The 13,872-nt window shown below is 63.0% G+C and carries 13 protein-coding genes; 3 read left to right on the top strand and 10 right to left on the bottom strand.

All coding sequences use genetic code 11. The features are described from left to right. Positions 1–39 precede the first annotated feature (39 nt). From CR156_RS16935 to CR156_RS16950, 3 genes are all read left to right on the top strand, one after another. Positions 40–1,377, top strand: coding sequence for a site-specific integrase (locus tag CR156_RS16935; RefSeq protein ID WP_133120100.1), 1,338 nt, complete (start codon positions 40–42; stop codon positions 1,375–1,377). Positions 1,378–1,752: 375 nt separating this feature from the next. After that, a complete protein-coding gene (locus CR156_RS16945) occupies positions 1,753–2,235 on the top strand; it encodes a LexA family protein (protein ID WP_100553670.1) in 483 nt (160 codons plus the stop codon). Further along, complete coding sequence (locus CR156_RS16950) at positions 2,219–3,469, top strand: Y-family DNA polymerase (protein ID WP_100553671.1); 1,251 nt, start codon at positions 2,219–2,221, stop codon at positions 3,467–3,469. The genes CR156_RS16945 and CR156_RS16950 overlap by 17 nt, the downstream gene beginning before the upstream one ends. A 17-nt stretch (positions 3,470–3,486) precedes the next feature. On the opposite strand, the gene CR156_RS22770 is transcribed toward CR156_RS16950, so the two are convergent. From CR156_RS22770 to CR156_RS22780, 10 genes are all read right to left on the bottom strand, one after another. Continuing rightward, positions 3,487–4,407 carry a hypothetical protein gene (locus CR156_RS22770; protein ID WP_133120101.1) on the bottom strand — a complete coding sequence of 307 codons (921 nt, stop codon included), beginning with the start codon at positions 4,405–4,407 and terminating at the stop codon, positions 3,487–3,489. Continuing rightward, positions 4,404–4,961 carry a DUF6932 family protein gene (locus tag CR156_RS23420; protein ID WP_409349560.1) on the bottom strand — a complete coding sequence of 186 codons (558 nt, stop codon included), beginning with the start codon at positions 4,959–4,961 and terminating at the stop codon, positions 4,404–4,406. Before CR156_RS23420 ends, CR156_RS22770 begins: the two co-directional genes overlap by 4 nt. A 152-nt stretch (positions 4,962–5,113) precedes the next feature. Then, on the bottom strand, positions 5,114–6,046 hold the full coding sequence (locus tag CR156_RS16965) for an SOS response-associated peptidase family protein (RefSeq protein ID WP_100553674.1): 933 nt from the start codon (positions 6,044–6,046) through the stop codon (positions 5,114–5,116). A gap of 50 nt (positions 6,047–6,096) precedes the next feature. Continuing rightward, positions 6,097–6,834, bottom strand: coding sequence for a hypothetical protein (locus tag CR156_RS22775; protein WP_133120102.1), 738 nt, complete (start codon positions 6,832–6,834; stop codon positions 6,097–6,099). Next, the gene (locus CR156_RS16975; RefSeq protein WP_100553676.1) at positions 6,834–7,223 is read right to left on the bottom strand and encodes a hypothetical protein; all 390 of its coding nucleotides are present in this window, start codon (positions 7,221–7,223) and stop codon (positions 6,834–6,836) included. Before CR156_RS16975 ends, CR156_RS22775 begins: the two co-directional genes overlap by 1 nt. Beyond that, the gene (locus CR156_RS16980) at positions 7,223–10,765 is read right to left on the bottom strand and encodes a TipJ family phage tail tip protein (RefSeq protein WP_243381852.1); all 3,543 of its coding nucleotides are present in this window, start codon (positions 10,763–10,765) and stop codon (positions 7,223–7,225) included. The genes CR156_RS16975 and CR156_RS16980 overlap by 1 nt, the downstream gene beginning before the upstream one ends. Beyond that, a complete protein-coding gene (locus CR156_RS16985; RefSeq protein WP_100553678.1) occupies positions 10,762–11,346 on the bottom strand; it encodes a tail assembly protein in 585 nt (194 codons plus the stop codon). The genes CR156_RS16980 and CR156_RS16985 overlap by 4 nt, the downstream gene beginning before the upstream one ends. Continuing rightward, complete coding sequence (locus tag CR156_RS16990) at positions 11,339–12,079, bottom strand: C40 family peptidase (RefSeq protein WP_100553679.1); 741 nt, start codon at positions 12,077–12,079, stop codon at positions 11,339–11,341. The genes CR156_RS16985 and CR156_RS16990 overlap by 8 nt, the downstream gene beginning before the upstream one ends. A gap of 60 nt (positions 12,080–12,139) precedes the next feature. After that, a complete protein-coding gene (locus CR156_RS23220) occupies positions 12,140–13,405 on the bottom strand; it encodes a phage minor tail protein L (RefSeq protein WP_243381855.1) in 1,266 nt (421 codons plus the stop codon). Then, entirely contained in the window at positions 13,402–13,872 is a 471-nt protein-coding gene (locus tag CR156_RS22780) for a hypothetical protein (RefSeq protein WP_133120103.1), read from the bottom strand. The genes CR156_RS23220 and CR156_RS22780 overlap by 4 nt, the downstream gene beginning before the upstream one ends.

Raw genomic sequence — 13,872 nt, forward strand, 5'->3', positions numbered from 1 at the left:
CACGGACAAACGGTCACCGAGCGGTCACCAATGGGCGCAATGAAAGGAATGCTTACAGCGAAGGGGCTTGCCGCATTGCCGGTAGGCGAATGGGCCTCTGATCCTGCTCCGCGCGGCACCGGCTGCTTGGACGTGCGGAAGCTCGCCGGTGGGCAGCTGCGCTACTACTACAGGTACACCAAGGCCAACGGCCAACGCGACCGGCTGCTGATCGGCACGGGCCTGGCTCTGTCCGCGGCGCGCGAAGCGGCGGCGGCATTGTCCCGCCGGTACCAGGCCGGCGACCGGGATCTGCGAGATGCGATAGCGGCCGAGGCAGCTGCAGCGGAAAGCGCGAAGGCAGACGCTCTGGCCGAATCGACGCGCCGATCAGGTGCAACTCTGGGTGCGCTGATGACGGCCTATGCCCAGAGCCTGGAGGATGCCGGCAAGGTGTCTGCTGCGGCCACCCGCGCGTCCATCAAACGCCACATCGAAGAACCGTGGCCTGCCCTGTGGACCCGCCCCGCATCCGAGCTCGAACTGGACGACCTGCTCCCGATCCTGTCGCGCATGGTGCGCGCCAAGAAACTGCGTGAGGGCGGGAAGATCCGGTCGTACTTGCGTGCGGCCTACGCGGCGGCGATCGCGGCGAAGCAGGACGCTGCCGCTCCCGATGCTCTGCGCGCGCTCAACGTGTCTAGGAACCCGGCGCGCGACCTGGCTACGCTCGACAGCGGTCAGCCGCGCGACCGCGTGCTCTCGGTGGCAGAGTTGCGTGCCTACTGGCGCAGGATCGAGGCCATGCCTGGACGGCACGGGGCGCTTCTGCGCTTCCACCTGCTGACAGGCGGCCAGCGCATTGCGCAGCTGATGCGGCTGAAGTGGTCAGATCACGATCACGACGCGGACACCGGTACCGGGTCCGTCCGCTTGCTCGACATCAAAGGCCGTCGCCGCTTGCCGCGCGTGCATCTGGTGCCACTGCTCCCGCGAATGGCTGCGGATCTCGCCACCTTGCGCGGCGACGATGATGACGAAGGCGACGCCAGGCCACACCTATTCTCGCTTACAGGCGGGAAGGCACCGGCCACCTATGACGAGTTCCGAGGGATCATGGATCCGGTGGTGGCCAACATGGTGGCTGCTGAAGAACTGGCATCGCCGTTCACGCCGGGCGACCTGCGCCGCACAGTAGAAACGCGGCTCGCAGCGCTTGGCCTTTCCGAAGAAGTCCGCGGGCATCTGCAATCCCACGGACTGAGCGGCGTTCAGAAGCGGCATTACAACTTCTTCGAGTACGACGCGGAGAAGCGTGCTGCGGTGGAGGCGCTGCTCGAACTTCTCACCGGTGCTGGTGCAACGGTGGTGCAGATGCGCAAGGGCCTGAGCCGCTAGAACGGAAGGTCTTCGGGCAGGTCCAGGCCTGCCAAGCGGCTGGCGGCTCGCTGATGACCGCTGGCTGCAGCCCGCAGCAGTTGGGCGCTGTGCCGGCGGCGAGCACGAGACCTCCAGCTTCCCGAGGAATCCCGTTCGAGTTCCGATGCCTGCAGCAGCTTGGCCGCAGCCTGGGCCTCCAATGAGGCCTGATCCTTTTGCCAGTTCGCCATTGCTGCAGCATGACCGCCTATCGTCGCGGAGGCCGCGACTGGCGCAACGGCAGTAGAACGCGTTCATCAATCCGCGTACGGCAATTCACTACCGGCAGTTAGTAATTGTACTAACATTCGCCACGTCTCGACTTGTGAGACATGCCGCTTCCAGAGTACGCCCATGCAGTCCCTCCCCTTCCCCCACACCTTGGCCAAGCCCATCGGCCCCGCGCTGATCGACGGCCCGGTGCAGTTCGTGCCCCTGGCCGCAGCGCGCGCCCGGCTAGGCTTCCCGTCGCCGGCCGACGACTTCATGGACGATGCGATCGACCTGCATCGCCTGTTGGTGCGCAACCCCGCCGCCACCTTCCTCTACCGAGCCGATGGCTGGTCCATGAGCGGCGCGGGCGTCAGCGACGGGGACATCTTGGTGGTGGACCGGTCAGTCACGCCGCAGGCCGGCGACCTGGTCATTGCCATCTGGGACGGGAACCAGCCCTCCTGCAAGGTGCTGCAGCTGTTCGAGAGCCACATGGAGCTGCACTCGGCCAACCCCGACTTCCCACCGATCGTGCTGGAGCAGGCCACCGAGGTGGAGGTGTTCGCCGTGGTGGGGGTCGTCCGCCAGATCAAGCGCCGGGGCGGCCATGTTCGGGCTCGTTGACGGGAACAACTTCTATGCTAGCTGCGAGCGCGTGTTCCAGCCGGCGCTGCGCGGCGTGCCGCTGGTGGTACTGAGCAACAATGACGGCTGCGCCATCGCGCGCTCGGCCGAAGCCAAGGCCCTGGGCATCAAGATGGGCCAGCCGGCCCACGAGCTGAAGTACCTGGTGCGCCGCCACGGGCTGCAGATGCGCTCGGCCAACTTCGGTCTGTACGGTGACATGAGCGCCCGGGTTGTAACCATCCTGAGAGAAGCAGCGCCGAGGGTGGAGGTGTATAGCATCGATGAGAGCTTCATCGACCTGAAAGGGGTGCGGGATCGCTATCGGTTCGCGCGCGATCTGCGGCAGCGTGTGCATCGGTGGACCGGCATTCCCAACTGCATCGGCATCGGCCCCACCAAGACGCTGGCCAAGCTGGCCAACAAGGTGGCCAAGAGCGCCGACGGCGTGATCGACCTCGGGGATACGGCCTACCGGGATTCGGTGTTGCATACCTTCCCCGTCGGGGATCTATGGGGCGTCGGCCGCAGGCTGGCACCGCGGCTCGAGGCCATGGGCATCAGCACCGCCGCTGCCCTGCGCGACGCGCCGGCGGACGACATCCTGGCCGCCTTCGGGGTCACGCTGGCGCGCACCCAGCGCGAGCTGCAGGGGCATCCTTGCATGGAGCTGGAGGAAGTTGAACCTGATCGCCAGCAGATCATGGTCAGCCGATCTTTCGCAGACCGGGTGGAGGACCACGAAGCGATTGCCCAGGCGCTGGCCACCTTCGCCGTGCGCGCATGCGAGAAGCTGCGTGCCCGAGGCTTGGTCACCGCCGGCATCTGGGTGTTCGCCCATTCCGACGTATTCCGGCCAGAGCTGCGGCAGCACAACGCGAGTAGGACGGTGAGCCTGCCCACGTCGACCGCGGACACCACCGTTGTGCTGGGCATCGTGCGCAAGCTGCTGCGCGGCCTGCTCCGGGACGGCATTGGATACAAGAAGGCAGGTGTGGCGCTGCTCGACCTGGCTCGGCCGGATGAGCTGCAGGCTGATCTGTTCGGTCCAACGGTGGTCGGCAACGACAGGCTGATGGACACCATGGACCGGATCAACCAGAAGTTCGGGCGCGGCACGGCCGGCATTGGCGCATCTGGTTGGCACGCGCGGCCAGCGTGGGGCATGCGGCAGCACATGCTCTCGCCGAACTACACGACCTCCGTGCACGAGATCCCGCCGGCCAGGTGCTGACTCCGGCGTAGCTGTGATTACTGATGATCCAAAAGGTCGACCCCGTTGTCTTGTACTTCGGGTTTACCCACAAACAAATACTTAGTCTTGCCGTCTCCAACTTGAGTAGTTCGAACCCGGACCGTGGAGCGTTTATGCAAAGCCTCGTGCACTGTCTCCAGCTCACCAACAGAACGGTCAACTTTGCCGCGTATTACCTCAGAGTTCGGGAGACGAAACTCGAGAGTTCTCGTTACAGGGAGCACGCCAATCAGAATGCCTGAAAGAGTCTGCTCGTCCTCTAGGATGTTGGCATCCTCAAGTCGGGCCACACTCCTTACAACTTCAAGGCTGTTAGAGAAACTAAAAGTTTTATGTACAGTAGAGACCGTGCACAACGCTCCATGCTGATGCAGAAGTTCCGCAAAGGCCCTAACAGTGGCAATGGCACGTCGATCAAGGTCTACGACTGCTTCCGCAAGGGCGTCATCTTCTTCCTGCGATGCAGCCTCCAGTAGAATTTGCGCACGCTCGACAGCCTCTGATACGGCACCACCTTCTACCAGCTCACGATTTCGGCTCTCCAGCTCGAATCCAAAAGATCCAACAGCTGTCCCCGTTATCAGCATTTCAAAATCAGGGCGATCGGGTAGTGGCCCCCGCGCCGCAAGCACCCCCCTCAAGGAGGCACCGACGGCGGATACGGCGTCTGAAAACGCCACCATCGCTTTGGCACCAAACGAAGCAGAGATTCCGTAACTACCAACAACCGGCGAACCTTTGAAGGTAACACGCGACTGAAAGTGATTTCCTGGATCTTCATCCTGCTGTGTCGTGAGCTCCTTAAGTCTGCGCTCCAACCCTATCCGTGTGAACACATCCTTGGGACCTGCAAGGCGCAACAACCTTGAAACTTCCGCGATTTCACTATTGAGAGAGTTCTTTTCAAATGTTCTCATTGGGCCACCTCGGCTGCCTGCAGCATGTCCCTTGCGAGCCCATCGAATTCCGGGTCAAGACTCACTTGCAAAAAGCCCTTCCAAGTACCACTCCTAGTGTGCCCCCATACGCTCGACCAATACGCAGAGTTTGCGATCAAGTACTCCGGCGTGGCGCCATTCAATTCAACAAAATACGCGTCACAGGAGTACGCCTCTCTCGGCTGCAAGAAAAGCTCAGGCTTAGCTACGAACGCCGCCTCGTGATCCAGATCCGGGGGCGTATCAAGGAACGTCACAAGGTCGATATCGCCAGGCGCTCTTCCTTCAAGCGTCTCCAGGTCAGTACAAAAACTTCCATCCACCCATTGGAAACCAGAGGTAAACCCAAGCGCGTGAAGGTCCGCCCTATAACGGAGAAATCCGTCAGCAATTGCGCAGCGCTGAGGCGTTGTAGACAGCTTAGCGATGATGTCTGCAACCGTGACCACATAGGGCGAGCGCTGCCGAGAGACCGGGCTATCTACATCATAGGGAGGGAGTAGGCCTGCCGCGTTCCATTCTGGCACAGTCATTAGGGACGTCCGGTGTCAAATTCTGTGAAACGCGAACGTTAAGGCATGACGTGGTCGACGGCAAACCCTCTTGTTAGCATTAATACTAATTGAAGGAATTCTCACTAGCTGAGATGCCCCCTTCCTCCAGATACAGCCAGATAGTCGCTGAGTCAGGCCGCCAGCCGGTGCTCGTAGAACGGGTGCCGTTTGTCGTCAAAGATCCGATACAGCGCGGCCAGGTCGGCGGGATCCGGGTTCAACCAAGCATCGACGTGCTCGGGCTTGATGTTGATGATGGTCCGGTCGTGGCCGGCGGCAGCCACCTCGGGTTCCGGGTCGTCCGTGATGGCGGCAAACGACAGCAGAGCCGGTTCCTTGCCGGCTGGGTCCACCCAGTGCGACCACAGGCAGGCCACCAGCATCGGTTCCCCCGTGCGCGGGGTGAACTGCACCACCTGGTTCTTCCCGTCCGGCCCCTCCACGTTCTCGTAGAAGGTGTCGACGACCATCAAGCCGTGGGTATGGCCGAAGGCCGGCGCCCAGAACTTCTCCAGGCTATCGCGGCGGGCGTTGTACGTGCCCGGGAAGCGCTGATCGTAGTTGGCCGGTTTCCCGGCCAGCCGACACTGGTAGCGCATCGGCTTGATCGTCAGCTTGCCGCCCTCTGAGACGATCACCGGGGCGTAGACTCCGGGAAAGATCCGGCTGTCCCGGTCCTTGCCTTCGGACCGCTTCAGGTCGCCCAGCTTGCCCATGGCGCGCTCGATCTTGTTGCCGGCGATGCGCACGTCTTCCCGGGCCTTCTTCGTCTCCTTGGCCTGCAGCGATCGCTCCGCATCGGCCAAGCGCTTCCGGTTGGCGAAAAGCTCCTGCTCAAGGATGGCGGCCTCGGCCTGGTTCCACTGTTGGATCTCCGCCCACACTGCCCGCTCTGCCGAGCTTGTGCCGGCACGGAACGCATCATCCATCGCCTTCGGGGTCTTGGGCCGCTTCTTGCCCGGGTCATGGGCGTAGAGGGCCGCAAACTCCTGCAGCGACACGGTGGCGCCGGTCATGCGGACCAGCTTCTGGTAGGCGGCTTCGATCTGGGCGGAATAGCACATGGCCGCAATCTGGCCGCAGGCCGCGTTGTGGCGGCGTGATGGCACCGCCTTCAGCCGAACCCCAACGGCACCTCGGTCAGGTCCACGATGAAGATCGAGGCGTTCTGAGGCCCCATCGTTACGCCGCCAACCGGGAAGGTGTTGGTGATCAGCGTCTGTTGGGAAACCTGCAATCTTGAAATGAAGATTCGGTTGTCGCCGGTCATGTGGAAATGGTCGGCCGTCATGGTGCATCGGTCCTGCGATACCGAGTTGTAGTAGAACCGCGGTGACGGGATTGCAATTCCGATCTTTGTGCCTGGAAAGAACTGACCGATTTCAACGGGAGGTCCGGGCACCGTTGGCAGCGGCACCACCTGGAGAACGCGCAGTCCCTTTCGCCTTGAGTCGTAGAACACCGTGCCGTTCTCGCCGCGCATGCGCAACCCAACCGGCCCTGTCGCTGCGCGCTCGGCGGCGCTGAACGTGTAGTACTCGAGCACCTTGTTCGGTGCCGCGTTGGAAGCGTACACGTTGCACGTAACCCCGCTCTGAACTAGCGTAAATCCAGTGTTAGTTGACACAGCATCATTGATGTATCGGCAGACGTGGAGGTTCGTCGTTCCGTTCGTTGATGCAAGAACACCACCCGGCGACCACGAACCAAACGGCGGCGATCCACCGGTCGCGCCTCCGGAGAAAGCTCCTGTGTTGAGCGTCCCCGATTTGGCCAGCTGCAGGTTGCGATAGCCGAGGCCGATCTGGATCTGCCCGGTGCCCTGATTCCGTACGCGCAGTCCGACAGCCATCAGCTGTATACCCCGTAGTGAAGCGTGATGCCGCCGACCGTGTTCGATGTCGGCTGGCTTGGGAACATCTCCATCCTGACGTGGTAGTTCACCACGTCAGGCTCCCAGGTCCAGACGATGCTGTTGCCCGATATCGTCACCGAAGGAACCAACATCCCATAGGTGGACTTCTGGCCTTCGCAAGTAAAGTAGTAGAAGGGCTCGCCGCCAAGAAAGTCGTTGACGACGAGCCCTCCATTTGCCTCAGGCGGGGCGACCCATTTGTTGTTGGAGTTCACCGGGTTGTAGAGCGGGAACGTGTACGACCCGATCATCTTCGACAGCTTCGTGGTGACCGAAGTCTCCACATACCCGCTCTCGTTCCGGACCCGCAAACCAACGTCGGCCATTACAGCAGCACTCCAAGTTCAACGGCCGGGGTGCCGTTCGGGTAGTAGACGTACACGCCCTGGTTGGTGATGTTCAGGCGGTATCCACCGGCCACGGTGCCATTGAACTCGAACCCACCGCCAGCAGCCTTGTTGATCCGCCAGCCGGTCTGACCCTGCGCGTAGTCGTCAGACTGGATCACCCCACTGATCTTCGCGTTGGTGATGGCGGCGTCGGCAATGTTCGCGTTGGTGATCCACGCGACACCGATCAGCGCCTGGCTGATGAACGTCTGCCCCCCTTGAATCACGAAGGGCGTAGTCACTTGGCCGTTGATCATGTTGATCAGGGCCAGGCGATCAGCCTGGAACAGGATCTGGCTCTGGTAGCTTCCGTCGGGCTGGTTTTCGATGCCGATGCCCATTCCGGCGACGTAGTACTGGCCATTGGCCGCAATCTGCAGCTTCAGATTCCACGACGCACTGATCTTGCCGTCCATGTCGACCACGGCTTGCGAGGTTTGCTGCACGATCGCCTGGGTGTCGCCAACTTTGGCTTCCACAGTGTCGGTCCGCTTGGCCATGGCGTAGTCATCCATCGCCGCCACCGCCTGCACCGACATAACACCGGCATAGGCCGTGGCGTCACCTGCACCACCATCCGTGTCGCCGGCGCCCCGGGCATCTACCTGCGCGAAGATACCGTCGATTCGCTTCCCTTGGGCCAAAACCTTCCCATCCAGTTCGCCGATATCCATCTCGACCTGGTTCATGCGCCCAACCAACGCACCAGACTCGGCGATCGCGTCGCCCACGTTGGTCCACTTCGTGCCTGGAGGCCGCTCGTTTCCGTTGCCGGGCCCATTCCACAGCCAGATTCGGCCGTTGTAGACCACGGTTTGCCCTGGCTCGTAGGTGGCGCCTTCGGCCCAGATCAACGGCACCAGCCCGCTGGTGCTCTCGATCTTCGCGAGCAAGTCCTGCCCGAGCGAGCTCTCCACGATCTTGCCGCGGAAGTACTCCTCGTACTCGCTCAGGTCGGTGCTGGCCTGGCCCATGACGCCGGCGCCAGTCGGATACCACGGGCCGATGTTCCCGCTGCGATCTACCAGACGTGCCCAGAAGAAGAACCGCGCGCCAGCGGCCAGCCCATCCAGCTGCAACCGATTTTGCGGATACGCGTAGTCGCCCAGCTTTGTGGCCGTCTCGCGGTTGGGGCCGGGGCTGCGCCAGATCTCGGTGCGCTGGGTGTCGGTGGCGCCTGGAGGGAAGGCCCAAGCGAGCTGGATGCCGAACACGATGGACGTCGTGGTCAGCGAGGTCACTGCCGGCGGCGGCTCGGTCTTGCCGCGGATGTCGGTCAGCATGCTTGTCGCCGGGATCGACACGGAGTTGAGCGCATTCACTGCTCGTACGCGCGCGAGGTATTTGCCGGCGTATATGCCTGGCACTTCGACGCTGGCCGTCGTTACCCGGCCGGCACGAACCCAGTTCAGGTCATCGCGCCTCCATTCCACGTCGTACGCGATTGCCTTGTCGGCGGCGTTCCACTGGATGGTCAGCGTCGGGGTGGCGATGCCCTGCTCGATCACCACGTGCGACGACAGGGTCACGTTGGTCGGGGGCGGCTGAACGCTCGGCGGTATGATGCTGATGGGCGGCAGCTCCAGACGCGTGCCGTCGTCGATCGCAGCGTACTTCCCGGGCACGTGCTTCAGGGCAGTGATGTTGTAGGTGAGGTCTTCACCCTCTGCCACACCAACCACCCGGAACAGCTGCAGCGCCAGTTCGCTGGACTCGGTCGCCCAGACCGATTGCTCCACGGGAACGGCGGACCACGGCACAGCCACCTTGACCACGCCTGCGACACGATCGATACCGGTGATGCTCCGCCCTTCAACCTTCCCGCTCGGCAGTGTCGCGTGCAGGAGGTCGCCGGCCGCCATCTCATCCGGGATGCGGTCGAGCGTCAGGGTATCTTCCGTAGCTGCACGGATGCGGCCGGCGTTGCGGCGGCCGGCACGGTTCGGGTCTGCAATCTGGATCACATCACCAGGCATGCAGTTCAGCGCGTCCATGCCTACCGAAAAGCCCACCGTCTCGGTTTCGAGGTTTTCGGTGTACAGGATGTGGTTGCCGACACGCTGGGCCTGCGCACGCGAATGGCAACCGATGGCCGTCACCTCAGTCTGATTGACGCCGTAGCGCGCGATGCCTTCCAGGTGCTGAACCGGCTCGACCTTCTGCCGCCCGAAGTCGTCAGGATCGGTCCACGACACCAGCGCAACCGTATGCCGTGCCTTGCGGCCGCTGCCTTCGTATCGGAATCGGCCACCGACAACGTTGGCCTGGCTGAACGTCGCGCCCGGATCCTTCGGCATATCGGCCGAGGCCATGACCTGGCCTGCCGCATAGAAGCTGATGCCGCGGAACATGCTGGCCATATCCTGCAGCACGCGGTACGCATCCGCCCTGCTCTGCAGGTAGAGACTGCAGGTGAATCGAGGCTCCTTCCCGCCGAGGCCATCGCTCACCAGCTGATCGCAGTACTGGGCGATCTGATACAGGCGCCACTTGTCCACCCAGTCCAGCGGGATGCGGTTGCCCAGTCCGAAGCGATCGTTGGTCACGATGTCGAAGAAGGCCCAGGCCGGATTGTTGGTCCACGCCGATTTGAAGGAGCCGTCCCAGGCGCCGCTGGTGGTGCCCGGCCCGCTGGTCGAGTAGATCCGGCTGATCGGATCGTAGTTGGCCGGCACGCGCACGACACGCCCCCAGATGCGGTAGGAACGCGATGGGATGCTCTGAAACGCACTGGCGTCCACCTGCACTGCTGCCAAGGCGCAGTTCGGGTAGCGAAGTTTCACGTCGATGATCTCGGTCATCGATAGCACGTTGACCGTGTCCGAGATCAGCGAGTTGTTCCGGTTCGGCGTGATGCGCCGGATGCGCACTTGCCACTGCGATCCCGGCGGCAGGTCAATGCGACGGCTGCGCTCATACTGCGAGGTCGTCTTCCCGGTGATGGCTTCGGTCAGCACCGTAGTGAAGGCGCCACCGTCAACGGCCAGATCCACCGCGTAGGTGATCGAGTAGCCCTTCCGGTCCCCGTTCTCGCCGTCCACCTCCTGCAGCGCTGGCACGGCCAACCTGATGCGGACGGCGGACAGGTCCGGCCCACTAACAGTTCGAACTACCGGCTCACCGCCGCGCAGCTCGACATTGACCGCAACTTCATTCTCGACCGACGGGAAGCCTGGGATGTAGGACTGGTCCTGCGTGCCCGAGCGGGTTTCTACCGTCACTCCCGAGAAGTTCGCCGTTCCGTCGGGGTTCTGGATCGGCACTTGGTTGAGGTAGATAGACTGGTTCCCGGCAACCAGCCCCCGGATCTCGCCCTCGCCCACCAGGTCCACGATGCGGGCCACAGCCATGGAGTGAAGGCTATCCGGCGTCTCAACGGGGGTGCGGGCATTGGATCCGCTCTTGCCGCCTGCGCCGGCCAGGCGGACAGCCTGCCCCACCCCATAGGCCAACGGTGCGTTTACTGTCGGCAGGTTCACAGCTGGTCCTCCGCCTGGATGCCACCACTGATCACGGCAGAGCCCACCAGCATGCCCTTGGTGTCGTGCCCACCGTAGGGCACCGGCACCGGGTTGCCCTGGGCCTGTGTGTTGACGGTGCCGTTCATGCTGTAGTTCGGCCGATTCTCGGCACTGTCTTGGGAGCCGAGGCCCTTGGGCTGCGGTCCCAGCATCTGCACGACGCCGCCGATCACCATCACGGCACCCTGGACGACCAGATTGAAGTTGGTGGTATAGACGCCCACAACGATCAGCACGACCCCGAGGATGATGTTCAGCACGCCGCCGCGCTTGCTGCCCAGCAGCACTGGGGCGATGCGAATGTCCTCGCCACCGGGGGGATCCTGCAGCTGATCCTTGGTGATGTTCTGTTTGCCGATGAACACGGCAAACGCCATACCCTGCTCCTTCGCACGGGCCAGATACTGCTGGAAGCCCGGCACGATCGCGCACAGCGCGCGGACGGCTTCCGCCGGGCTGTTCACGGCCAATCGGAACTTGCGCCCGAACCGGCTGCCCAGCTGGCCATACAGGCGGATGGTGCGCATGCGCTCAGCCATGACGTGCCTCCTTATGGCGAACGATGTAGCGGGTCCGCTCGGTCCACATGCCGCCGTAGGGCACGACCTCCGAAAGCCGGCCGTGCAGATGATGCAGCATCTGGCCATCACCCAAGTGGATGCCGGCGTGGTTCGGTACGGTGGAGCGGATCTGCATCAGGATCATGTCGCCGCGGCGAGGCTCGTCCTCGATCTGCTCGAAGCCCTCAGCCCGGAGCCGATCCAAGCTGTAGAGATCCTGCCCCTTCTCCCACCAGTCGTCCTCTCGTTCGTACTGACTGAGGTGGATGCCGAGCTCCCGCGCGTGGAAGTCGCGCACCAGCGTGTAGCAGTCGAGGATGCCGTGAGCGAACTGCCGGCCCACCAGCGGCGCGATGAAGCCGCTGGGCTGGATGGTCTGCAGGTCACCACATTCGGGTTCGGCACCAGTGACTTGGCCAACGCTGACGATGTGCCACGGCAGGCCGCTGGCCTCGCACATGACGCGATCGGCATCCGACGCGGTCGCAGGCGCGTTCGGGTGGCTGTGCACGACGGCCAGCACCTCGCCCACGTCCTCGGCATCGGCATAGTCCTCTGCCGGCAGCCGGAAGTGCTCGCTGGGCGTCATCGCCACATTACGGCAGGCAACGTAGGCCTCACCGCCGGCCGTAGCCACAATCAATCCGCAGCACTCGCGCGGGTACTCGGCCACGGCATGTGCCTGTATAGCCTGCAGGGTGCTCAGTTCCATGGTTTGCTCATAGAAAAGCCCGCACACGGCGGGCTGTGGAAACGGGGATGAAGGGGTGCGTCAGGTGCGCAGCAGGCCGGCGGCCGGGAATCCGCCATAGGGCAGCGGCTTGTCTGCGCCGAAGCGCAGCTTGCAGCTACCCACCCTACCCCCGCATTGGTCGCGCGACGGGTCAGTGGTCGGCACGTCGTTGGCATCGGCCACGGCCGGCCCGTTGTAACCGCAGTAGGGGCCGCGATATCCACCCCGGATCAGCCAGCCGCACACGCCGGCGATGACCTGCCGGCCGGGCAGCTGCTCGCCGTTGAGGTCGATGGCGGTGGTCAGCTCGAACTCGACGGCCTCCCTCTCTTCGCCAACTTTGCGCTCGATGAACCAGATCTCATCCAGGAAGTGCTCGTTCGGGTCGGCGGTGGGATTTCGATCAGCGCTGGGGTCGGCCGATGTCATCGTGAACGGGCTGGCGACCGGGCCATCCTCAACCTGCATACCCAGCAGCGTCACGTTCTGACCGATAGCCGAAGGATGTGGGCCGAAGCCATACGACGGAGCACCGTTCCCGGCTTCCGAGTACGTAACGACCACCACCAGCTTCCTCAGACCATTGCCGAGATCCTTGTACTCAAGAATCTGTGCCTGGCCTGCAGTGAATGGCAGGTTCACAGTGGGCCATGTGTCCGTAGCTCGCCCCCAAATGAAACAGTCACGCACACCGGCCACGGTTGGGTTGGTGTAATGCAGCCGGAAGGCTCCTGAAGTGCCGAACCTGAAATAGACCGTGGTTGTGACCTGCTTGTTCACTGTCACTGCAGGTGTGTTCCACATCCCTGCAACGCGCCGCGGGTAGCCACCGGATACGGTACTCGCCACAAGGGAGGGAGCTTTAAACGTAATGCCATCGACTGAGATAGGCGCCACCGGGGTCGCGCTGGTGCCAAGGCTGCTCCACGTTGCCGCCATCGCGTCTGCACTGTTGCGAACCCGGTTGGTGATTGCGGGGAAGTTGACCGCGTCCAGGTACTTCACCAGCGTCTGTCGGCGGATGACCCTCGCGCCGACCAGGTCATCGAACATGAGGCACAGCGCTGTGATGCGCCCATCGATGTTGCTCACCTTCAGGCGTGGGTTCGGCGGTTGGTCACTGGTGCGCGCGAAGCCGGTGGCCTCGATCGGCCACGGCCCGTACTCCTGGCCCTGCCACCAGATCACCCCCGTCTGCAGGTGCTGGTGGAAGAACAGCTGATCAGCACCGAAGCTACTCGCGTCCAGTTCGTACAAGGTCACCCGGCCACCGGGCTCCAGCTGCTGGGCATCGGCAGTGATCATTCCAGCACCGCCGATTCACCCGTGCCCAGCGGCAGCGAAATCTCGCTCGGCCAATTGAAGACCTCCGGCTGGGGCAAAAGCGCCTGGACCTGCTCCCACGTCTCGATCCCGGCCGGTGGATTCGTGACCAACTGCTCCAGCGCGAGGTTCACGGCATCACGCCACGCAACCATCGCTCGCGCTTCCAGTCGATAGCGTTCAACGCCGCTGTTGTAATAGCCAACGCAGGTTTCAACGCTGTCGTACCGGCGGTCAACAACGTAGGCAGTCATCCATCCCCATGCAGCAGAGCGAATCGCCTGGTAGTGCTGGGGACTATGGAGTTCGTATGGCAATGCTGCCGGCGCCGGATTGTTTCCTTCCTCAAGCCAGACTTCATAGAGTTCCCAAAGGCGGTGGCCCTTCGGGATGACCTCACCGGTGGAGATCAACTGAATCTCGTCTGGCGATTTCGTGAATCGGTACAT

The organism is Stenotrophomonas lactitubi, from assembly GCF_002803515.1.
Lineage (GTDB): Bacteria > Pseudomonadota > Gammaproteobacteria > Xanthomonadales > Xanthomonadaceae > Stenotrophomonas > Stenotrophomonas lactitubi.